General features: G+C 72.2%; 18 protein-coding genes, 1 tRNA gene and 1 pseudogene. 3 read left to right on the top strand and 17 right to left on the bottom strand.

The genetic code is table 11. From position 1 onward, the window contains the following. Positions 1-194 precede the first annotated feature (194 nt). Both ABT015_RS03780 and ABT015_RS03775 read left to right on the top strand, forming a co-directional pair. Entirely contained in the window at positions 195-1469 is a 1275-nt protein-coding gene (locus ABT015_RS03780; RefSeq protein WP_350876444.1) for an SPFH domain-containing protein, read from the top strand. Next, complete coding sequence (locus ABT015_RS03775; RefSeq protein WP_350876442.1) at positions 1466-2482, top strand: C40 family peptidase; 1017 nt, start codon at positions 1466-1468, stop codon at positions 2480-2482. The genes ABT015_RS03780 and ABT015_RS03775 overlap by 4 nt, the downstream gene beginning before the upstream one ends. A gap of 529 nt (positions 2483-3011) precedes the next feature. Here ABT015_RS03775 and ABT015_RS03770 read toward each other — a convergent pair. Continuing rightward, positions 3012-3977 (bottom strand): aldo/keto reductase, encoded by a 966-nt coding sequence (locus tag ABT015_RS03770; RefSeq protein WP_350876439.1) that lies wholly within the window; start codon positions 3975-3977, stop codon positions 3012-3014. Positions 3978-4131: 154 nt separating this feature from the next. Here ABT015_RS03770 and ABT015_RS03765 point away from each other — a divergent pair, with 154 nt between their 5' ends. After that, a complete protein-coding gene (locus ABT015_RS03765; RefSeq protein ID WP_350876437.1) occupies positions 4132-4341 on the top strand; it encodes a hypothetical protein in 210 nt (69 codons plus the stop codon). Positions 4342-4416: 75 nt separating this feature from the next. Here the strand turns inward: ABT015_RS03765 and ABT015_RS03760 are convergent, their stop codons facing one another. From ABT015_RS03760 to ABT015_RS03685, 16 genes and pseudogenes are all read right to left on the bottom strand, one after another. Beyond that, the gene (locus ABT015_RS03760; protein WP_350876435.1) at positions 4417-5466 is read right to left on the bottom strand and encodes an endo alpha-1,4 polygalactosaminidase; all 1050 of its coding nucleotides are present in this window, start codon (positions 5464-5466) and stop codon (positions 4417-4419) included. Between the two features lie 22 nt (positions 5467-5488). Then, positions 5489-6184, bottom strand: a complete 696-nt coding sequence (locus tag ABT015_RS03755) for a spherulation-specific family 4 protein (protein ID WP_350876433.1) — start codon at positions 6182-6184, stop codon at positions 5489-5491. Then, positions 6181-7098, bottom strand: coding sequence for an NAD-dependent epimerase/dehydratase family protein (locus ABT015_RS03750; protein ID WP_350876431.1), 918 nt, complete (start codon positions 7096-7098; stop codon positions 6181-6183). Before ABT015_RS03750 ends, ABT015_RS03755 begins: the two co-directional genes overlap by 4 nt. Positions 7099-7223: 125 nt before the next feature. Further along, positions 7224-7925 (bottom strand): annotated as a pseudogene (locus ABT015_RS03745) (nucleotidyltransferase family protein); the annotation flags it as partial. 74 nt (positions 7926-7999) lie between these two features. After that, on the bottom strand, positions 8000-8992 hold the full coding sequence (locus tag ABT015_RS03740; protein WP_350876429.1) for a GDP-mannose 4,6-dehydratase: 993 nt from the start codon (positions 8990-8992) through the stop codon (positions 8000-8002). A gap of 181 nt (positions 8993-9173) precedes the next feature. Next, on the bottom strand, positions 9174-10691 hold the full coding sequence (locus ABT015_RS03735) for a hypothetical protein (RefSeq protein ID WP_350876427.1): 1518 nt from the start codon (positions 10689-10691) through the stop codon (positions 9174-9176). Positions 10692-10764: 73 nt separating this feature from the next. Further along, the gene (gene pelF / locus ABT015_RS03730; RefSeq protein ID WP_350876425.1) at positions 10765-12279 is read right to left on the bottom strand and encodes a GT4 family glycosyltransferase PelF; all 1515 of its coding nucleotides are present in this window, start codon (positions 12277-12279) and stop codon (positions 10765-10767) included. Positions 12280-12393: 114 nt separating this feature from the next. Continuing rightward, positions 12394-14745, bottom strand: a complete 2352-nt coding sequence (locus ABT015_RS03725; RefSeq protein ID WP_350876423.1) for a hypothetical protein — start codon at positions 14743-14745, stop codon at positions 12394-12396. 738 nt (positions 14746-15483) lie between these two features. Then, entirely contained in the window at positions 15484-16377 is an 894-nt protein-coding gene (locus ABT015_RS03720) for an RNA polymerase sigma factor SigF (protein WP_350876421.1), read from the bottom strand. 144 nt (positions 16378-16521) lie between these two features. After that, on the bottom strand, positions 16522-17304 hold the full coding sequence (locus tag ABT015_RS03715; protein WP_244293642.1) for an RNA polymerase sigma factor SigF: 783 nt from the start codon (positions 17302-17304) through the stop codon (positions 16522-16524). Positions 17305-17642: 338 nt separating this feature from the next. Further along, the gene (locus tag ABT015_RS03710; RefSeq protein ID WP_350876419.1) at positions 17643-17936 is read right to left on the bottom strand and encodes a Dabb family protein; all 294 of its coding nucleotides are present in this window, start codon (positions 17934-17936) and stop codon (positions 17643-17645) included. A gap of 91 nt (positions 17937-18027) precedes the next feature. Then, on the bottom strand, positions 18028-18192 hold the full coding sequence (locus ABT015_RS03705; RefSeq protein ID WP_167745863.1) for a hypothetical protein: 165 nt from the start codon (positions 18190-18192) through the stop codon (positions 18028-18030). A gap of 452 nt (positions 18193-18644) precedes the next feature. Next, positions 18645-18731: transfer RNA gene (locus ABT015_RS03700), tRNA-Ser, on the bottom strand. A gap of 93 nt (positions 18732-18824) precedes the next feature. Further along, the gene (tadA, locus tag ABT015_RS03695) at positions 18825-19352 is read right to left on the bottom strand and encodes a tRNA adenosine(34) deaminase TadA (protein WP_350876416.1); all 528 of its coding nucleotides are present in this window, start codon (positions 19350-19352) and stop codon (positions 18825-18827) included. Positions 19353-19403: 51 nt separating this feature from the next. Further along, positions 19404-19940 carry a tRNA adenosine deaminase-associated protein gene (locus ABT015_RS03690; RefSeq protein WP_350876414.1) on the bottom strand — a complete coding sequence of 179 codons (537 nt, stop codon included), beginning with the start codon at positions 19938-19940 and terminating at the stop codon, positions 19404-19406. Positions 19941-20231: 291 nt separating this feature from the next. Then, on the bottom strand, positions 20232-20468 hold the full coding sequence (locus tag ABT015_RS03685; RefSeq protein ID WP_063348632.1) for a hypothetical protein: 237 nt from the start codon (positions 20466-20468) through the stop codon (positions 20232-20234). Between the last annotated feature and the right edge of the window lie 83 nt (positions 20469-20551).

Raw genomic sequence — 20551 nt, 5'->3', positions numbered from 1 at the left:
CCTGCGCTGAACCATCCCGACCATCCGTTCATGTGCCTGCGCGTCAGGTCGGCTTCGGACGATTCGTCAGCAAATGTCGACACACCTCATCATAAATGTCGCATTTGATGACGTATGAACTTAGCCTGATCTTGGCACTGCCCGTCAGATCCGGGCCGCCCGTTGCGCGACACACCGACCCCGAGGATCCGTGCATGGACGTCACCCGCGATTCTTCGCAGCGACCCGACCACCTGCCCAAGCCACTCCCACCCGCCTTGCCGGAACGTTCCGCCTCCGGCGCCAGCCCGCTGGCCACGGCCACGGCCGCCAAGACGGCCAAGCTGCTCGGCCCGATCGACGGCGGCCCCGCGACCACTCCGCTGGTCGTCGTCCCCGGCCCGGCCACCGGCGCTCCCGCCGACCTTCGCGACCCGCTGGAGGCGGCCGCCCCGGAGACCGCCGAGCTCCCGGAAGCCATCCAGGTGGGCGCCCCCGCGGCCGCCACCTCCCGCCGCCCCCCGCGCGCCGACCAGGCGGTCCGCGAGCACGGCGCCACCGCCCTGCCCGGCTGGGTCGCCCTGCTGGTGGTGCTGGTCGGCGTGGCCGGCGTGCTGCTGATGCTGCTGCACGACGGCGTCATCCCGTACTGGGACGCGCTGCCCGACCTGCGCAGTGCCGCCGCGCAGGCGAGCGGCCAGGCCGAGGTGGACGCCAAGTCGGTCGCCGCGGTCAGCGCGGTCGGCCTGCTCGTGGTGTTCGCGCTCGCCGGGCTGCTGGCCAACGCGGGCGGCGAGACCCGGGTGCTGACCCGCTGGGGCCGCTACCGGGGCACCGTCCGCCGCACCGGCCTGGTCTGGGTCAACCCGCTGCTGCGCCGGCGCCGGGTGGACGTGCGGCTGCGGCACTGGCGCAGCGAGCCGGTCAAGGCGGTCGACCGGACCGGCACGCCGATCGTCGTCCGGCTGCTGATCGTCTGGCGGGTCAAGGACACCGCGCGGGCGCTGCTGGCGATCGAGGACCACGAGAGCTATCTGCGCGAGCAGGTCCAGGCGGTGCTCACCCGCACCGCGTCCATCCTGCCGTGCGACAGCAACGCGGCGCCCGGGCCCGCGCTGCGTGACGGGCAGTGGTTCGCCGACGAGCTGACCAGAGCACTGGCCGCCGAGGTCGCCCCGGCGGGCCTGGAGGTCTACTCGGCGCAGCCGCTGGCGCTGGACTACGCGCCCGAGGTCGCCGAGTCGATGCGCCGCCGCCGGCTGGCGGACCTGGACGCGGGCCTGCGGACGGTGCTGGTGGACGACGCGGTCGAGGCGGCGGCGCTCGCCGTCCGGCGGCTGGAGCGCGCCACCGCCCACGAACTGGACGAGGCCGCCCGCAGCGCGCTGATGGAGCAACTGCTGGTCGCCTTCGTCGCCCCGGCCGGAGTGGCCGCCTCGGTACCGCCCCCGGCCGCACGGGCCGGGCGGAAGGAAGGACGACCCGCATGAGGATAGCCACCGGCGCGTACGCCGATCCCGGTCTCGACCTCGACGCCGATTTCGACGCCGCCCTCGACCGGGGCCTGATCGGCTTCGAGGAGAGCACCGGCAGCATCCCCGCGATCGCGGGGTGCGGCTGCCCGAACTGCGCGGCCCGTCCGCGCACCGCCCGCGCCGCGACGGCGACCGGCGGCAGCCGAATACACCGCGCCGTGCGAAGTACCTGCCTGGCCACCACCGTGCTGGCGGGCGCCGGCGTGGTCGGCCTGACGGCCGGTGCCGGGTCCGCGCACGCCGCGGCCGGGAAGCAGGGCTGGGACGGGTCGAAGTACTGGTTCAAGAACGGCGCCGGCGAGTGGCGGTGGACCAGCCACTACGACGTCTACGCGAGCCGCACCGGCCAGTCCGGCGGCTCGGGCGGTTCCAGCGGTGCCAGTGGCAAGGCGGCCGCCGTGTCCAACGGTTCGGCCTCCTCCGCTTCCTCCTCCGGGCTGCGCCAGGGCTGGGACGGGTCGAAGTACTGGTTCAAGAACGGCAGCGGCGAGTGGCGGTGGACCAGCCACTACGACGTCTACGCGAGCCGCACCGGCCAGTCCGGCGGCAGTGCTGATCCCGCTCCCGCCCCCGCCCGGCCCTCGGCGGACCGGGCACCGGCCTCCGGCAGCATGGAGGCGGCCATCGACTACGCGCTCGCCCAGCTGGGCAAGCCGTACGTCTGGGGCGGCAACGGCCCGTCGGGCTACGACTGCTCGGGGCTCGTCCAGCAGGCCTACCGGCGCAGCGGGATCAGCCTGCCGCGGGTGGCCGACGACCAGTACGCGGCCACCACACCGATCAGCGCGGGGCAGCTGCGCCGCGGCGACCTGGTGTTCTGGTCGGACAGCGGCCGGGCCTCCGGGATCCACCACGTGGGGATCTACCTGGGCGGCGGCAAGTTCGTCGAGGCACCCCGGCCCGGCAAGACGGTCCGGGTCTCCACCCTCAACTCGGGCTACTACCCGACCCACTTCGGGCGGCCGTAGCGTCGGGCGCATCGGGCCCCCGACAGCACGCCGCTGCCGGGGGCCCGAAGCGTGACCGCCGCCACCTGGTCGCCCCCGCAGGGGCCTCGGGTGCGCAGTTCGGGTCCGATCTGCCAATGGGCCGATGCGTTGGGCGCGTTGACCGTCTTTTCCCGGGTCGATTCGACGACCGCCCGGAAAGGCGTCCGGATTTCGCCGACGGTGCCGGCGCGGGCCCTCGGATCGGCGGGGCCGACGGTCATCCTGCGGGTGTTACCGCCCGGGCCCGGATTGTTTGCGGAATCGAGGGCCGGGCGCGCGTACTTCTTCCGGTCCTCGTCGTCGAAGATCCCGTCCCGGGCGGGATTCCCGGCGATGCCGCCGCCGTGGTGGCTTCGTCGACGAAGTCCTGTTCCGCGTCAGGTCGTTCGTGGGCCAAGGCTGGTCACCGCGGCCGGCGTTTCCAACCGGACGGGGTTTACCGGGAACGGGCGCAGGCTGCGAACGGGCCCGGGTGGGGGCGGGTTCGCAGCCTGCGGGTGGGGCGGGGTCAGGCGGAGGCGGCGTCGAGGAGGGCGGTCTGTTCGGGGGTGAGCCGGAGCGTGGTGGCTGCCAGCAGGGGCGGGAGCTGCTCGACGGTGCGGGCGCTGGCGATGGGGGCGGCGACCGTCGGCCGCCCGGCCAGCCAGGCGAGGGCGATCGTGGCGAGGGCGACGCCGTGCTCCCCGGCGACGGTGTCCAGGGCCGCCAGCACCTTCGGGCCGCGCGGGTCGTCCAGGTAGCGGGCGGCGCCCTCGGAGCGGGCGCTGTCGACGCCGGGGCCGCCGGGGCGGTACTTGCCGGTGAGGAAGCCGGAGGCGAGCGCGTAGTACGGGACGGTGGCGAGTCCGTGCTCGGCGACCACGTCGGCCAGCGGGCCCTCGAAGGTGCCGCGCGAGACCAGGTTGTAGTGCGGCTGGACGGCGACGTACTTGGCCAGGCCCTCGCGGTCGGCGAAGGCCAGCGTCTCGGACAGCCGCTCGGCGCCGATGTTGGAGGCGCCGACCGCGGCGACCTTGCCCTCGCGGACCAGCTCGTCCAGTGCGGTGACGAACTCCTCCACCGGGGTGTCGTCGTCCCGGTGGGTGTAGTACAGGTCGATCCGCTCGACGCCCAGGCGGCGCAGCGAACCCTCGGCCGCGGCCTTGATGTTGGCCGCGCCCAGACCGCCGGCCTCGGGGTGCATGCCGACCTTGGTGGCGATCACGACGTCGTCGCGGTTGCCGCGGCTGCGCAGCCAGTTGCCGAGGACGGTCTCGGACTCGCCGCCGGTGTTGCCCGGCGCCCAGGCCGAGTAGACGTCGGCGGTGTCGACGAAGTTGCCGCCGGCCGCCGTGTAGGCGTCCAGGACGGCGAAGGACTGCTGCTCGTCGGCCGTCCAGCCGAAGACGTTGCCGCCGAGGGAGAGCGGGAAGACGGAGAGGTCGGAGGCGCCGAGGCGGACCCGGCCCGGGGCGTCGCTGTGGTTTCCGGTCATGGTCGGATTCAACCGGATCGCACCGGGTGGCATTCCGCGTGTCGGGCGGACTTCACGAGGATGTCGTGCCGCCGTTGCGCGACCGGGTGGTGGGGGTCGCGCAGGAGGGGTCCGGGGTGTCCGTGAGGTGGGCGGATTCGTTAGAGTCCGTGCCATGGCTGACAACGACTACGACCCCGCCGGCAGCACCCAGATGTTCCGGGCGTTCGTCGACGAGACCCCGGCGGCCCCGCAGGCGCCGGGCACCGTCTCCACCTACGGCCGCAGCAACAGCGGTGGTGGTGGCCGCACCGGCGTGATCGCGCTGGTCGCCGTCATCGTGCTGGCCGTGTTGGGCGGCGTCATCTGGCTGGCGGTCAAGTGATCCTCGCGCGGGTGACCCGGACGAGGGTCACCCGCGCGACGGAAACCGGTGCGCCGAGAACCGGTGCGCCGGCGCTCAGCAGGGCTTGCGCCAGGCGTTCAGGTCGAGCTTCTTCTGCATCGAACTGAAGCCGAGCGACTTGGCCTTGGCGCAGAACTGGTCCGTGCCGAGCTTGTACTCGACGTGGAAGACCGCCTTGCCCGCCTTGACGAACGGCGCGACCCGGTCGCACTCGTCGAACTGCGAGCACTCCTCGTTGACCGCGAAGTCGAAGTCCGGCAGCAGCGCCGGGATCTGGTCGAGGTCGTTCTTCAGCCCGATGGCCAGGCCGCGTTCGTGGGCGAGCTGGGCCAGCATGCGGTTGTACTTGATCTGGTCGTCAGGGGTGAGCGGGAAACCGCTGTTCTGGTTGTAGGCCTCGATGGTGTCCGGCTCGATGGCGTCGAAGCCCTTGCTCTTGCACATGTCGAAGCGGGCCGCCATCAGCGGCTTGAGCTGGTCGAGCTTGCGGATGTCGAACCACTTCTCGCCCTTCCAGCCGGTGTCGGAGCCCTGCAAGGACTTGGCGAAGGCCGCGGAGTCGGGGCGGAAGTCCTCCCAGGAACCGGCGTTGATGTAGCAGATCACCTTGCGGCCCTTGGCGTGCAGCGCGGCCACCACCGAGGCGTCGTTCTCGAAGCCGTCGATGTCGTAGACGGGGACGTCCACGGACTGGTCGACGGTGCCGCCGAGCTGCCACTGCCAGGCGAGGCCGGGGGTGGGCTGCCAGCGGGCGCCGGCCGGCTGCGGGGCGGTGGTGCCGCCGGGAGTTCCGCTGGAGGTCCCGGGGGTGCCCGGGGCGGTGGTGGCGCCCGGGGGCGTGGTGGCGCCGGGCGCGGTGGGCGCGGTGGACGAGCCGGGGGCGCTGGGCGTGCCGGGGGCCGGGGGCGTGCTGGCGGCGTCCGACGGGGTGCCCGGGGCGGTGCTGCCGTCCGGGGTGGTCGGGGCGGTGGCCGCGGGCGGGCTGCTCGGGGAGCCGTCGGCCGAGGAGCTGTCGTCGTCCGAGCCTGAGCTGCTGCACGAGGTCGCCAGCAGGGCGGCGGCGATGGTGATGGCGGCCGGCAGGAGCCGGGTACGGCGGTTCACGGTAGTCGAACTCCGGATCGGGTCAGGTCAGTTCAGCAGCGGTCAGGCCGTAGGGAAGGGTGCGCCAGGGGTTCTCCCCGGCGCCCGGTACGGCGCAGCCGACGCCGGCCCGGCGGGCGGCGATCAGCGCGGTGGCGTCCTCGGCGTGTTCGGCGGGGACGTCGTACACCAGGTGGCAGAAGCGGGAGGCCGCGTGGCGGCCGGTCCACAGCGGGAGCGTCATCGCGCGGTACGTGTCCCAGTCGCCCTCGAAGGTGACCAGCAGGTCGGCCAGGCCGACTTCGGCGTACCCCGGGTCGGGGTGCTCGCCGTGGCCGAAGACCACGGTGCCGCAGCCGGCCGCGCGCGCGGCCGTGGCCAGCCGCCGGTAGTGCGCGAGGGCGCCGGGGTGGGTGGCCACCTGGTCGAGGTAGACGCCGGTGATGTCGTGGCGTTGACGGTAGGTCAGGATGTCGGCGACCACCGCCGCGTGCGGTCGGCGGCCGTAGTCGGTGTCGGTGTAGCCGACCAGCGGCACTCCGGCCGCGCGGAGTCGGTCGGCGGCCTCGGCGAAGACGTTGTCCGGGTTCTCGCCCGGCCCGTCGGCGAGGTTGAGCACGACGGCGGCGATCCGGCCCGGGTCGGCGGCGGCGACCGCCTGCCAGGCCGCCGGGTCCACCGCGGGGTGGACGTACAGCGGCACCAGCAGGCGGCCGTCGGGGATGGTCCCGCCGGTCATGCGACGACCGGCGGGGAGGCGGGCTCGGCGGTGCTGAGCCACAGGTCGCGCAGGGTGTCGGCGAGGTCCGTCTCCGGGTGCCAGTCGAGCTCCCGGGCGGCCGCCGACACGTCGGCCTGCTGCCAGGAGACCGCGGCCGAGCGCTCGGAGCCCGCCCCGCTCTCGTCGATCCGGCCGGTGAAGCCGGCCGCGGCGACCAGCCCGTCCGCGATCGCCCGGACCTGCCGGGCCTGCCCGGAGGCGAGGTTGAGCACCCGGGGGAGCGGACGGTCCGCGGCGGCGGCCAGGCCGACCGCGCGGGCGATGTCCCGGGCGTCGACGAAGTCGCGGTAGGCGGAGAGGTCGCCGACCGTGATCACGCCGTCGGTGCCCTCGGGTGCGACCCGGAGCAGCTCGGCGGCCAGCCGGCCGGGCAGCGAGCCCGCCGGTGCCCCCGGGCCGACCGGGTTGAACACCCGCAGGACCACGGCGTCCAGCGCCGAGCCGGCCACCGCGAGGGAGCCGGCGAGCTTGGTCGCGCCGTACACGCCGACCGGGCGGGCGTCGGAGTCCTCGGACAGCGAGCTGCCCGCCGGACAGACGCCGTACTCGCCGGCCGAACCGATGTGCACCAGCCGGGCCTTCGGGGCGCCGAGCTGCAGCGCCTCGCAGAGCACGGCCGGGCCGCGCGCGTTCACCTCGGCGAGCTTGACCGCGCTGCCGGCCACCGCGCCGGCGAAGTTGACCACCACGTCGGGTGCCAGCGCGGCGAGTTCCTCGCCGAGCGGGCCGGCCTGGGCGGTGGCCAGGTCCAGCCGGAGGTCGTGGGCGGGCCGCCGGCCCGCGGTCAGCACGGTGGCACCGGGCAGTGACCGCAGGACGGTGGTGGCGTGACGGCCGAGGAAGCCGTCGCCGCCGAGGAGCAGGATTCTCACGCGGCCCGTCCGTCACTCTGGGCGCCCGCGGTGGCGGGAGCCTCGGCCGCGTCGTCCGGGGCGGTGCGGGCGGCCGGGATCGGCAGCTCCGCCACGCCCTGGCCGGCGCCGGCCGACTCGAAGGGCATCAGCACCGGTCGGATGGACGAGAACTCGGCGTTCGCCCGGTCGTAGTCGTCCGGGCGGCCGATGTCCAGCCAGTAGCCGCCGAAGTCGTACGCGGCGGGCGGGGTCTTGGCGGCGAGCAGGTCCAGCACCAGCTCGTCGAAGCCCAGCGGCAGGCCGGGGGTGTACGTGGCGAGTGCCGAACGGGACACGCCGTACACGCCCATCGAGACGCGGTAGTCGATGCTCGGCTTCTCCTGGAAGCCGGTGATGCTGCCGGACTCGGCGGTCAGCACACCGAAGTCGATCTTCACCTGACGGGCGTAGGTGGCGATGGTGAGCGGCGCCCCGGACGCCTCGTGGTGCTGGAGCACCCCGGCGAAGTCCAGGTCGGTGAGGATGTCGCCGTTCATCACCAGGAAGTGCTCCGGCAGGCGGTCCTGCATGGTGAGCAGCGGGCCCATGGTGCCGAGCGGGCTGTCCTCGACCGCGTAGCCGACCCGCAGCCCCCACTGGGAGCCGTTGCCGACGTACGCGCGGATGATGTGGCCGAGGTGGCCGATGGCCAGGGTGACGGTCTTGAAGCCCGCGGCGGCGAGCTGGCGCATCACGATCTCCAGGATCGCGTGCTGGTCGCCGATCGGGACGAGCGGCTTGGGAAGCGCGGTGGTGTACGGGCGGAGGCGGACGCCCTTACCGCCGGCCAGGATCACTGCATGCATGGTGTTTCCCCCACGGAAAGGATGTGCAGGACACGAACCTTGGTTACCAGGACGGGCACTGATCGCTGCGGCGGTCAGACGTTGTAGATGTCGGTCTTGTAGCGGGCCAGGTTGGCCGGGTCGCGGAAGAACTCGATGGTCTGCTCCAGGCCCTGCTCCAGGGTGAACCGGGGGGCCCAGCCGGTGGCCTCGCGCAGCCGGGTGGCGTCCGCGACCAGGCGCATGACCTCGGAGTTGGCCGGGCGGATGCGCTGCTCGTCCTCCTTCACCAGGAGGTCGACGCCCATCAGCTTGCCGACCAGGGAGACCAGGTCGCCGACCGAGATCTCGCCGCCGGTGCCGGCGTTGAAGGTCCTGCCGACCACGGTCTCGGCGGGAGCGGTGCCGACCGTGCGGAACGCGTGCGCGGTGTCCTTGACGAACATGAAGTCGCGGGTCGGGCGCAGGTCGCCGAGGGTGATCTCGGTCTCGCCGGCGGCGACCTGGGCGATCACGGTCGGGATGACGGCGCGCATCGACTGGCGCGGGCCGAAGGTGTTGAACGGGCGCAGGGTGACGACCGGGGTCCCGAAGCTGGCGTGGTAGCTGTCGGCCAGCCGGTCCCCGCCGGCCTTGGAGGCGGCGTACGGGGACTGGGTGTTGATCGGGTGGTCCTCGGTGATCGGCACGGTCTGTGCGGTGCCGTACGTCTCGCTGGTGGAGGTGTGCACCAGGCGCGGGATCTCCTGGTGGCGCACCGCCTCCAGCACGTTCAGGGTGCCGGTGACGTTGGTGTCGACGTACGAGTGCGGGGCCAGGTAGGAGTACGGGATCGCTATCAGGGCGGCCAGGTGGTAGACCGCCTCGGTGCCCTTGACCAGGCCGTTGACCGAGCCCGGGTCCCGGACGTCGCCGAGGACGATCTCGACCGAGTCCAGCACCTCCTTGGGCAGGGTCTCCAGCCAGCCGAAGGACGAGAAGGAGTTGTACTGGACCATGGCCCGGACCTGGTGCCCGTCGGCAACCAGGGACTCGACGAGGTGGGAGCCGATGAAGCCCTCGGCTCCGGTGACCGCGACGCTGCTCATGCGTGATTCGCTCTCTCGATTTTGGGAACGGCCGGACTCCCGGTGGCGACCGGCCGGTGGTGGTTCAGTTGTGCCGTGGAGCGTGTTCGGTGAAGCGTGTTCGGTGAAGCGCGTTGTGGAGCGTGTTCGGGTGGAGCGGGTCCAGCGGTGCACGCGAATTGGGCGTGCGTGATTTCGGTGTTCAGCGGTGCTGGGTGGTGCGGCCGAGCGCAGGCCCGGCGATGGCGGTGAGGAGCAAGGCGGCCGCCCCGCAGCCGATCAGCTGCAGGACGATCGGATCCGCACCGGTCAGCAGCCCGGCGCTCTCGGCACCCGCGGCGGCCAGACAGATGAGGGCGGTGCTCCAGCTGAACCCGAAGGCGTTCAGCAGCAGCGCCAGCCAGAGCGAGCCGCCGAGGAGCAGCATCGCGCCGAGCTGCGGCACACCGAGCGCGGGGGCGCCGGGCCACAGCACGGTCGTGGCGGCGTCCAGCGCGGCCACGGTGGTGAGGTAGATGAACAGGCAGCCGAGCAGGATCCCGCCGGTGCGGCGGGTGAACTGTCCGCTGGTGTGACTGGTGCGCAGCGCGGCCACGGCCATCGCCCGGTAGCGGAAGAGCAGCCACTCGGCGAGGCCGAGACTGAGCGTCAGCGCGATCATGGCCGGTCCGGTCGGGGTGGCCTTCGCGCCGTGCGCGGCACCGGTCTGCACCGCCTGGTGGATGGTCTCGCCGAGACCGGCGATCAGCGTGAGGGTGCCGCAGGCCAGGCCGAACAGCAGGTGCGGGACCTCCTGGCGGATCGGCAGCTTCAGCTCGACGGACTCCTTCTCGCTGCCGCGGATGCAGAACAGCAGCTCCCGGGCGGCCAGGCCGACCGCCAGCACCAGCGAGACGAGCAGCACGACCGTCCGCACGACCTGCGGGACGTCCGCGGCCAGCACCACGCCCGCGCCCACCGAGGCCGGAACCAGGGCCAGCAGCAGGAACTTCTCCCGCCCCAGCACCAGCAGGACGGTGGCCGCGCCCAGGTACAGCGACTGCCCGGCGGCGAAGAGGAGCGCGCCCAGCGGCCCGCCGACCACGTACGCCGCGGCGGACGCGACCAGGGCGCCCAGCGGCGCCCCGAGGGCCAGGCAGACCGCGGCCTCGCGGCGCCGCAGCCGGCCGAGCCAGCGGTACGAGCGGTGTGCCAGCGCCTGGTTGAAACCCCAGCTGACCAGCGTCGCGACGGACAGCGCGAGCATGCCGGAGGGCAGGCCGAACCGCATCCGGGTGGCCGCGAACAGGTTGGCGCCGAGCAGGTAGCCGAGCCCGGGCAGGGCGAACACCAGGCCGCGCACGACGCAGCGCCAGGGGTCGGCCCGCCACGGGTTGGCGAACTCGGAGCTCGGGCCGGGATAGCGGCGCTCGACCTTCTCGAACAGCTCCTCGGCGAGGGTGAACGAGTCGGGGCGGCCGTACAGCAGGGCGGCCTGCTCGTCGGAGAGGCCGTCGGACTCCAGGAACGCGGCGATCTCGTACGGGTGGACGGCATCGGCGCAGATGTCGTGCAGCCGCTCGGCGAGCTCGTCCAGCGGGTCCGCGGAGAGGTCGAGCTGCTCCTCGGGCTCGGGCTGGGCCGGGCCGGCGGGACGGCGGCGCTTCAGCGGCAGGGTGCGCAGCTGCATCGTCCGCTCGGAGCCGCCCTCGTCCTCCACGAGCCGCAGGGGCCCACTCATGCTTCCACCCCGCCGGGCTCGGCGGCCGCTGCGCGGTACACGCACCTGTCGATGGTTCTCTTGCTCCGCTCGTTCACGCGCCCACCTCGCTGTGCTGGGGCTGGGCGGCGGCGAGCTGCTGGTCCCAGTCGGTGGTGGGGGTCTGGTCGGTGACGGCCACCACGCCGTCCGGCATCCAGCGCGCGGTGCCGAGGAGTTCGGTGTAGATGCCCCGGAAGCCGTCGATGTTCTGGCGGAGCGTGAACTGTTCGATGACCCGCAGCCGGGCCTGTTCGCCCAGGCGGGCGCGCCGTTCGGCGTCGCGCAGCAGCTCGATCGCGGCGGCCGCCATCGGTTCGGGTTCGCGGGGCGGGACGACGAGTCCGGTGTCGCCGACGGCTTCGCGGACGCCGCCGACGTCGGTCGAGACGGTCGCGCGGCCGCAGGACATCGCCTCGATCAGGGTGAACGGGAAGCCCTCGCTGATGCTGGAGAGCATGACCACGTTGCCCGCCGCGTACGCGTCGGTGATGTCGGCGACGCGGCCCTCGAAGGCCACCGAGTCGGCGATGCCGAGTTCGGCGGCCAGGGCTATGCAGCCGTCCCGGTAGGCCTCGCCGCCCTTGGGGGTTCCGCCGAAGAGCCGCAGCCGCGCCTCGGGGATCTCACGGTGGACGATGGCGAAGGCCCGGATCAGCGTCTCCAGGTCCTTGATCGGGTCGACCCGGCCGGCCCAGCTGAGGGTCGGCGTCTCGGGTTCGGGCCCGGCGGGCGGGAAGGCCGCCGGGTCCACGCCGTTGTAGACGGTGCGGATGTGGGCGGACGGCGTGCCGCCGCGCTCCTCCCAGCGCCGGTTGTACCGGTTGCCGGGGGTGACCAGCGCGGCCTGCCGGTAGCTCTCCTCGGCGAGCATCCGGTAGAAGCCGAGCAGCAGCGCCTTGACCGGCCAGCGGTACGGGCCGGTGCGGTAGCCGAGGTAGCGCTCGCGCAGGTAGATGCCGTGCTCGGTGAGCAGAAACGGTACGCCGTACTGCTGGGCGGCGATCAGCCCCGGCAGGGTGGCCAGCCCGCCGCTGGCGGCGTGCGCGACGCCGCCGGTGGGCGGTTCGACCGAGAGCGGCCGCAGGGCGTGCTCCAGCAGGTCGGTGGCGTTCAGGGCGTCGTGCATGGTGGGCCGGGAGACGGCGGTGGGCAGGTAGTCACGGGTCCAGACGTGCTGGAGGGTGCGCAGGGCGCGCTCGCTGCGCAGCGCCGGGCTGAGCAGCCCGCGCCGGGCGAGGTCGGCGAAGCCGTACAGCTCGGTGCCGAAGTGGGTGGTGTAGACCGGATCGAGGATGGAGTGGAGGAAGCGCTCGTACGCGTTGAGGAAGCGCCGCATCTCCTTGCCGCGGGGCGGTCCGGCCTCGGAGGCCGGGCCCCACAGCGGTGCGGTCGTGACCGACCGCACGTTGGCGGGCAGCTCCCAGGCCAGCGGTTCCTGGCCGGTACCAGTGACGGCGATGACGTCGAAGTCGACGTCCGGCATGCCTTGAACGAGCTGGTCGCACCAGACACTCACACCGCCGTGCTGGTGCGGATACGTCCCCTCGGTGAGCAGGGTGACGCGCATCTCCTGTCCCCCCTCCTGTTCCTTGCTTCGGTGTCCGGTCTGGGTGGCCGGAACGGGACCCGAGGCAGGGCCGGACCGGGCGACCGGCCCGGCCCCGCGATCGGGTGCTGCGGGCTACCGGTTGCCGGAGCGTCCGGTGGTACTGGTGCCGAGCGAGGCCGCCCCCCCGGTGGCCTTACCGCTCTTGGCGGCCGCGGCGGTGCCGCCGTTGCCGTCGGTGGCGACGTCCTTGCCGGGCACCGGGTTTCCGCTACCGGGGACCAGGGTCGGGGCGCTGGTACGACCGGTGTCGCTCGGGCCCACCGGAACGGGAGTGGCGACGCCCTGCGGGACGACCTTCTTGTCCGCCGGGGCCGGGGCCGGGACGGACTTGGCCGCGACGCCGGGGGCGACGGCGGCCGGGGCGGCCGGGGTGCCGGCCGAGGGGAGCTGCAGGGAGACGCTGCTCTGCAGGGTGCCCGGGGACACCCAACCAGAGATCGTACCGGCGTAGGACGAACCGAAGGCGGTCGATCCGATGACCAGCTTCTGAGAAGTTCCGGTCGGCATGGTGGCCTGGACCTGAACACCGGCCGGAGCGTTGACCGTGACGGTGTTGCCGACCCGGTAGCCGGTGACCTGACCTGCCGCGATGGCCGAGTTCCAGGCGGCGCGGCGCTGGAACTCCTGGCCGATCTCGCGCTCGCCGAGGTTCACGATCGGGGTGTTGTCGGCGTGCAGCGACCGGTAGGTGCCGAGGATCTTCTCCAGCACCGGGTAGAGGATCCGGTCCTCGGACAGGTTCGACTGGTGGATGAAGTGCGGCCGCGGGTCGTTGCTCAGTACGTGCCCGAGGTCGATCCGGGCCTCCAGCGGCACGATGTACGACTGGAATCCGGTGTTGACGTCCAGCGGCTGCGTCAGGCAGGTGGAGTTGGCGTTGTTCTCACAGACGCCGCTGCCGCCGTTGGCCTTGCTGGTGTAGATCCAGTTGTACTCGTCGGCCTCCTCCTTCGCCGTGCCGGCGTTGTAGAAGACGTTCATCGGGTAGCGCGGCACGGTCAGCGTGGACGAGCCGACGGTCCGCTGGGCGGGCTCGCGGGAGGCGTCGCTGCCGGTGAACTTGATGCCGTTGGCGGCCAGCGCCGGCGCCAGGTTCGGGTTGTCGCTGGTCTCCTGCGGTGCGGTCAGCAGGCCGGAGTGCTCGCCGGTGACCAGGGCCTGCGGGTCGACCTTGAGGCCGTTCTTGGCGGCCCAGTCGAAGTTGTCCTTGATCTGGCCCGAGATGGTGTTCTGGTCGGTCCAGACGGTCTTGCCCGAGGAGTCCTTGGTGCAGCGCCACGGCACCACGGTGACGTCCTGGACGCAGCCCAGGTACGGGTGGGTGTAGGTGTGGTTGACCCAGCGGTAGCTGTTCTGGTCGGCGATCATCTGGTTGGCCGTGGGGTCCACCGTGGTCTGGTGGTCGGCCTTCCAGTCCTCGCTGCCGCCACCGTTGAACACCATGTCCAGGGTGAAGTTGTTGGCGGTCTGCCACTGCTTGAGGTGCTGGGCGTCGTCCGGCGTCATCCGGATCGGGTTGGCCGTGTCCGGGGTGCCGGGCGGGCAGGTGACGTCGCCGGGGGTGCACTTGAGCACGGTGTCCCAGCGGTCGTCGGCCAGGAAGACGTCGTCCACATGGGCCGCGAAGTAGTTGCGGTCGTAGCCGAGGTGGACGCCCTGGGTGATCCAGTCGACCATGCCGCGGGCCAGCAGGCGGTACTGCTGCTGGTACTGGTTGTAGACGAACGTGACGACCAGTTCCTTGCGGCCGTCGTGCGTGTACTCGCCGACCAGCGAGCCGCGCGAGGTGGTGCTCGGGATCGCGGCGTCGACCAGGGGGACGAACGAGGCGCCGGCCGGCAGGTTGGCCAGAGGTGTGGCCAGGTAGCCGTAACTCTCGCTGACGGTCGGGTCGTTGTCCTCGAACGGCACGCTGCCCCTCAGGTACCCGAACGGGCCCGAAGTGCCGGCCGTGGTGGTGGCGCCCTGGAATCCGTCCAGCGTGCCGTAGTAACCGGGATTCACCGCGTAGTTCAGCCCCACCGCAGGACTGGCGAACGTGTACGCGTCGATCTGCCGGATTCCGAATGCGGCTTCGTAGCCCGCGATGGCCGTCATCTCGGCCGCACTGTTGGGGAAGGGGTTTTCGTTGGGAAGGACGATGCCCTGGTACTTCCCGCGGGGCTGGCCGTTCACCGTGTCGCTCAGGAAAGCCGAGTTGATGATGGGACGGTTGGTGTCGTTGAGGTTGACGACCTTGTACGGGGTGCCCTGGTTCTTGAGTTCGGCGGTGATCGCCGCGACCGACGGGCCTCCGTCGTCGATGACCAGGATGGTGAGGTCGATCCTGGGCGGCGTGTCGCCGTGGGCCAGGGTGGTCTGCAGGCCGCTGGCCAGCAGAACTGCCGCCGCGCACGCGGCAACTCTTCGGGTCGCTCGACCCATGGTGATCCTCCCCTTGGGTAGGCGCCTCGCTGCTCAGCGCTCGCCTGCCCTGTAGCTGTTCGCGGGCAGCAGGCTGCCCGGCGCCCATCCTGGTCGAGGGGGGCCTCTGCGAGGGACCAATTGGGCGAGAGTGCAGCGAACCTGTTACCAACGTTCATGGCGAAGCCATGAAGGCGCCGATTGTGACCGGAACCGGACCGGCCATGCAAATAATGAATTGAGAATGAAAAAGCGGAAGCTGAGAGCTACACCTGGTTACCGCCCGTGCGGCTTGGGCGGACCACCGGACACCTACACTGTCGTCGTCGCGCATGACACTCTTGCACATCTTGCCGACGCCTTGGGCAGGTTCATGCAATATCGGGCACCGCTGTGCCATGTGACAGTCCGAATATGCAATGGAGGTGCTCGCACGGTCGATCGGCGGACCGAGTCCGGTGCAATCGGGGCCGGGCGGAAAGCGGCGCCGGAGCCGGTCGAACGGTGCTGGTCGGGCGCAGTCCAGGACTACGCGGTGCGCTCAACGACCGCGATCCCGGCGGCTATTGGACGGTCGACGGGCGGGCGCCGCGGTGCGCCGCGGCCCTGTGCAGTGATGGCCTGAACCATGTCATTACCGACGAGTTCGGCCCGCTGGGAGGGCGCCACCGCAGTGGCCGGCCGGGCGATGGACGACGCCGTCCCGGCAGGCTGACGCGCAGTCTGCCGGGACGGCGACGGGTGGCTTCCCCGGGCCTGTCAGCCCTCGCTGATCAGGCCCTCACGGAGCTGGGTCAGCGTCCTGGTGAGCAGCCGGGAGACGTGCATCTGGGAGATGCCGATCTCCTCGCCGATCTGCGACTGGGTGAGGTTGCCGAAGAACCGCAGCATGATGATCCGGCGCTCGCGCGGCGGCAGCTTGGCCAGCAGCGGCTTCAGCGACTCCCGGTACTCGACGCCTTCCAGCGCGAGGTCCTCGTAGCCGAGCCGCTCGGCCAGCGGTCCGTCGCCGTCCTCCTCGCTGGGGCTGGAGTCGAGCGAGCTGGCGGTGTACGCGTTGCCCACCGCGAGGCCCTCGACCACGTCCTCCTCGCTGACTCCCAGGCAGGTGGCCAGCTCGGCGACGGTGGGGGAGCGGTCCAGCCGCTGGGACAGGTCGTCACCGGCCTTGGTGAGCGCCAGCCGCAGCTCCTGGAGCCGCCGGGGCACCCGGACCGACCAGCTGGTGTCCCGGAAGAAGCGCTTGATCTCGCCCACCACGGTGGGCATCGCGAAGGTGGGGAACTCCACCCCGCGCTCGGGGTCGAACCGGTCGATCGCCTTGATCAGGCCGATGGTGCCGACCTGGACGATGTCCTCCATCGGCTCGTTGCGGCTGCGGAAGCGCGCCGAGGCGTACCGGACCAGCGGCAGGTTGAGCTCGATCAGGGTGTCGCGGACGTACGTGTGCTCCGCGCTGCCCGGTTCCAGGGCGGCCAGCCGCAGGAACAGCGAGCGCGACAGCGTCCGGGTGTCCAGCCCGGAGCCGGGCGGCGTCTCGGGCCCGGGCGGCGCGGCGGCCGGGACCCGCTGGAGCGGGATCCGGTCCTCGGCGACAGCCGTACCGTTGGCCTGACCAGCGTGGATCTCCGCAGTGCCCAGCTCTCCGGACATGCGCCCACCCCCTTGTGACTGACAGTTGAACGGGGGCCGTCGCACGGAGGTTCCCGGCGGGGGCCCTCCCCCTCCATACCGGAACACGGTGCACGGCAAACCCGAACGTCGCAAGATGTCACGCGAGGGTAACGCGCTGCAATCTCAGTCTTCCCAGGAGTTGCCGGTCCGAAGCCTCGTCAGGATGCGGGAGAGCAGCCGCGAGACGTGCATCTGGGACATCCCCAGCTCGGTGCTGATCTGCGACTGGGTCAGGTTGGCGAAGAACCGCAGCATCACGATCCGCCGCTCCCGCTCGGGCAGCTGGACCAGCAGGTGGCGGACCATGTCCCGGTGCTCGACCTCGGCCAGCGCGGAGTCCTCGTAGCCGAGCCGGTCCAGCAGGGCGAGCCCGCCCTCGTGCTCCTGCGCCGCCTCCAGCGAGGCCGCGTTGTAGGCCCGCCCGGCGTCCAGGCAGGCCCGGACGTCCTCCTCGGGGATCCGCAGGCTGGCGGCGATCTCGGGCACCTTGGGGGCCCGGCCGTGCAGCACCGTCAGCTCCTCCATGGCGCCGCTGACCTGGACCCACAGCTCCTGGAGCCGGCGCGGGACGTGCATGGTGCGGACGTTGTCCCGGAAGTAGCGCTTGATCTCGCCGAGGATGGTCGGCAGTGCGTAGGTGGGGAACTGGACGCCGCGGGTGGGGTCGAAGCGGTCGATCGCGTTGATCAGGCCGATGGTGCCGACCTGGACGACGTCCTCCATCGGCTCGCTGCGGCTGCGGAAGCGGGTGGCCGCGTAGCGGACCAGGGGGATGTTCACCTCGATCAGGGCGGCCCGGACGCGCTCCCGCTCGGGGGTGCCCGGGGGCAGCTCCGCGAGTCGTTCGAACAGCACCCGGGTCAGCGTCCGGACGTCCACCGCGGGGCGGCCGCCGGGGCCGCGCAGACCGTCCGGGCGGAGCTCGCCGGCCGGGCTGATGATCGACGCCAGTACCTCGTCGGACACGCCACCCCTCCCTCAGTCGATAACGAAGGGCCCTGCGGATCGGGTGTCGCGGCTGCTTCACCACCTCGCCATGTCCGGCAAAACCGGTCATAGCATCACAAGGCGGGCGCAGGTCGGGCAAGCACCCGGCGGAGGTGTGTTGGTGCGGGGTCGGGGCTTCACCGGGCTTCCCGCCCAGGCGCTGCACGGATCGTTCCGGGGCGGAGCAAGGCGCCCCGTCCGGTGGCCGGACGGGGCGCGACGGGCCGTCCGAGGGACGGACCCGGGTGCCTCGGGTGTCAGACCTCGATGTCGGCGATCACCCAGGTGGCGAATTCGCGCCACTGACCGGCCGCGGCCTGATGGGCCGGGTGGGTCAGGTAGGCGTGCAGGGCGTCGCGGTCCTCGACCAGGCTGTTGATCGCGTAGTCGTGGGCGATGTCCCGCTCGGTGGTGTTCCAGCCGCACTCCCACTCGCGCAGCTCGGGGATCAGCGGACCGAGCTCGGCGAACGCCTTGGCGCCGGCGAGCGCGCGCTCGTCGTCCTTGCCGACGCCTTCGTTGAGCTTGAACAGGACCAGATGCCGGATCACGATTGCCGCTCCTCGCGGACGGGGACAGAGGGTCCCGCACACCGTAGCCGGTACGCCGGGGTGGGACGACGGGCCCTACGCGACCGGACGGCTACTTGATCAGTCCGGTCATGAAGGTGCCGACCGCCTTGGCCGCGTTCGAGATGCCCTCGAAGCCGAGCTGGACGAGCTGGGCGGAGCGGGCCGGCGAGCTGATGATCGAGTAGAGGACGAAGATGAGCAGGAGGGCCATGCCGATCTTCTTCGCCTGCGCCATCGGGTGTCGTCCTCTCCTGCTGTGGGCCGCCGCCATCCGGGTCCCCGAGCGGCCCTGCGGAAGCAGCTTATCCATCGGACGGGCTATCAAGTGTGCGACGCGTTCGCCCGGCGGGACGAAGGTCCCCGTGAGTGGGGCCTTTCTCCGGATGCCCGGAAGCGGCCCGGGCGGCAGGATGGGAGACGTGCCGAGGATCTGGCAGGAATCCCCGGTGCGTGGATCCGGAGCTCCCCGCTGTGGGACCGGGCGCCGCGGCTTCCCCCCGACGCGGCGCCGGTTGTGGGACTCCGCCGGGGGAGCGGTCGTCCCCCCGAGCCGCTCCCCCTTTCCAGGCTCCGTACTCTCCGGGCGTTGGTGGTCATCAGCCCGGAGTACGGAGCCCTTTTCGCGTTCGAGGGGGCGCGGAAACGCCGAGGGCCCGTCCGGATCGGACGGGCCCTCGGGCTTTACGGCGGTAGCGGTGGGATTCGAACCCACGGTGGAGTTGCCCCCACACACGCTTTCGAGGCGTGCTCCTTTGGCCGCTCGGACACGCTACCGAGGGGAACTCTACCGGACGGGTGGCGCGGTCACGAAATCCGTATGGCCGGGCGGCCGGCGGGAGAGCCGGCGGCGGAAGTCGGCGCCGGGGGTCAGCGGTGGGACTCGAAGAACTCGCGCAGCTGCTCGCCGCACTCGTCGGCGAGGACGCCCCAGACCACCTCGGGGCGGTGGTTGAGCCGGCGGTCGCGCATCACGTCGAAGAGCGAGCCGGCCGCGCCGGCCTTCTCGTCGAGGGCGCCGTAGACCACCCGGTCGATCCGGGACAGCACGATGGCGCCGGCGCACATCGTGCAGGGCTCCAGGGTGACGACCAGGGTGCAGCCGCCGAGCCGCCACTCCCCGATCCGTTCGGCCGCCTGCCGGATCGCGACCACCTCGGCGTGCGCGGTCGGGTCGCCGACCGCCTCGCGCTCGTTGTGGCCGCGCCCGATCACCTCGCCGTCCGGGCCCAGGACGAGCGCCCCGACCGGGACGTCGCCGGTGGCCGGCGCCAGGGCGGCCTCGGCGATGGCGAGGCGCATCGGCGCCGCCCAGCGGTCACGGACCGGGTCGGGGCGGACGGGGGCGGGCAGGGGGGCGATGCGGGGGACGGCCTGCGGGGCGGATGCGGACTGCATGGCATCCAGTGTCGGGTATCCGGCGGCGGGCACCGGCCTGGTCACCGCCCGCTACCGGACCGCCTCCAGGACCTCGCCGCAGCCGAGGGCCTCGGCGATCTCCTCCAGGGCGTCGCCCGGGACGGCGCCCTCGCCGCTGAGGGCGAGCAGCTCCTCGGCGGCCAGGCCGAACTCGGTGAGCAGGTGGGCGTCGCCGAGCGGGCCGACCGGGACGCCGCCGCGGGCGTCCTCGTCCTGCTCCTGCGCCTCCTCGTCCTCCTCCAGCTCGACGACCAGGTGGTCCAGGTCGCCGAACTCGCTCTCACCGGCCTGGTCGACCAGTTCGTCGGTGAGGACGGAGCCGTAGGAGCTGCGGGCGGCGGCGGCGCCGTCGGACACGAAGATCCGTGGGTCCTCCTCGCCGTCCACCCGGACGATGGCGAACCAGGCGTCCTCCTGTTCGATGAAGATCAGGACGCTGTCGTCGTCCTGCGTGGAGTCGCGGGCCAGTTCGGTCAGGTCGGCGAGGGTTTCGACGTCGTCGAGCTCCGTCTCGCTCACATCCCACCCGTCCTCGGTGCGAGCAAGCACTGCAGCGAAGTACGCCACCAGGGACACTCCCAAGATCTCGGTCTCGGCTGTCGGCGCGCTCGGGCAACGCGAAAATCTGGCCGCCCCCGCGCCAGAGGCGGTCCGCTCGTTCGGACCGTCCCATCGGAATCGTGACAGAAAGCCCGCCCTTGCGGGGGGTGTTCGGCAGCGCGTCTTTGCAGGTCGTGTCGGAAGGGCCGGCCGGCGGCCGGTGCGGCGCCGGCGCCACCGCCCGGGGCCCGCCGGATCCGGACCGGCCGGTCGGCGGAGCCGTAGGGGGAGCCGCGCCGGAACCGCTTCGGATCCTGGTCAGATCCGGAAGGTTCGCATCCGCATGGCCTCACGCATCCGCCGTTCCTTGGTCCGCCGGGGCTGGACCCGCTCCCGGAGTTCGCGGGCCTCGGTGAGCTCGCGCAGGAAGACGGCCCGTCGTCTGCGGCGGTCCGCCTCGGTCTCCGGGGGGTCCTGTGGCGGGCCGGGGCGATTGCCCGACCGGCCTGCGGGCTCGTCCGCCGAGCCGTCCCCGGCGTTCGGGTTGCTCGTCATAAGACGTGACATTCCCAGATCAGCCCGGTTGATACCACAGGAGGCGCTTCCGTCCGGACATCAGCGGGGCGCCACGGCTCGGC

Source organism: Kitasatospora sp. NPDC094016, assembly GCF_040304045.1.
Lineage (GTDB): Bacteria > Actinomycetota > Actinomycetes > Streptomycetales > Streptomycetaceae > Kitasatospora.
This window is presented reverse-complemented; position numbering and strand designations above follow the sequence as displayed.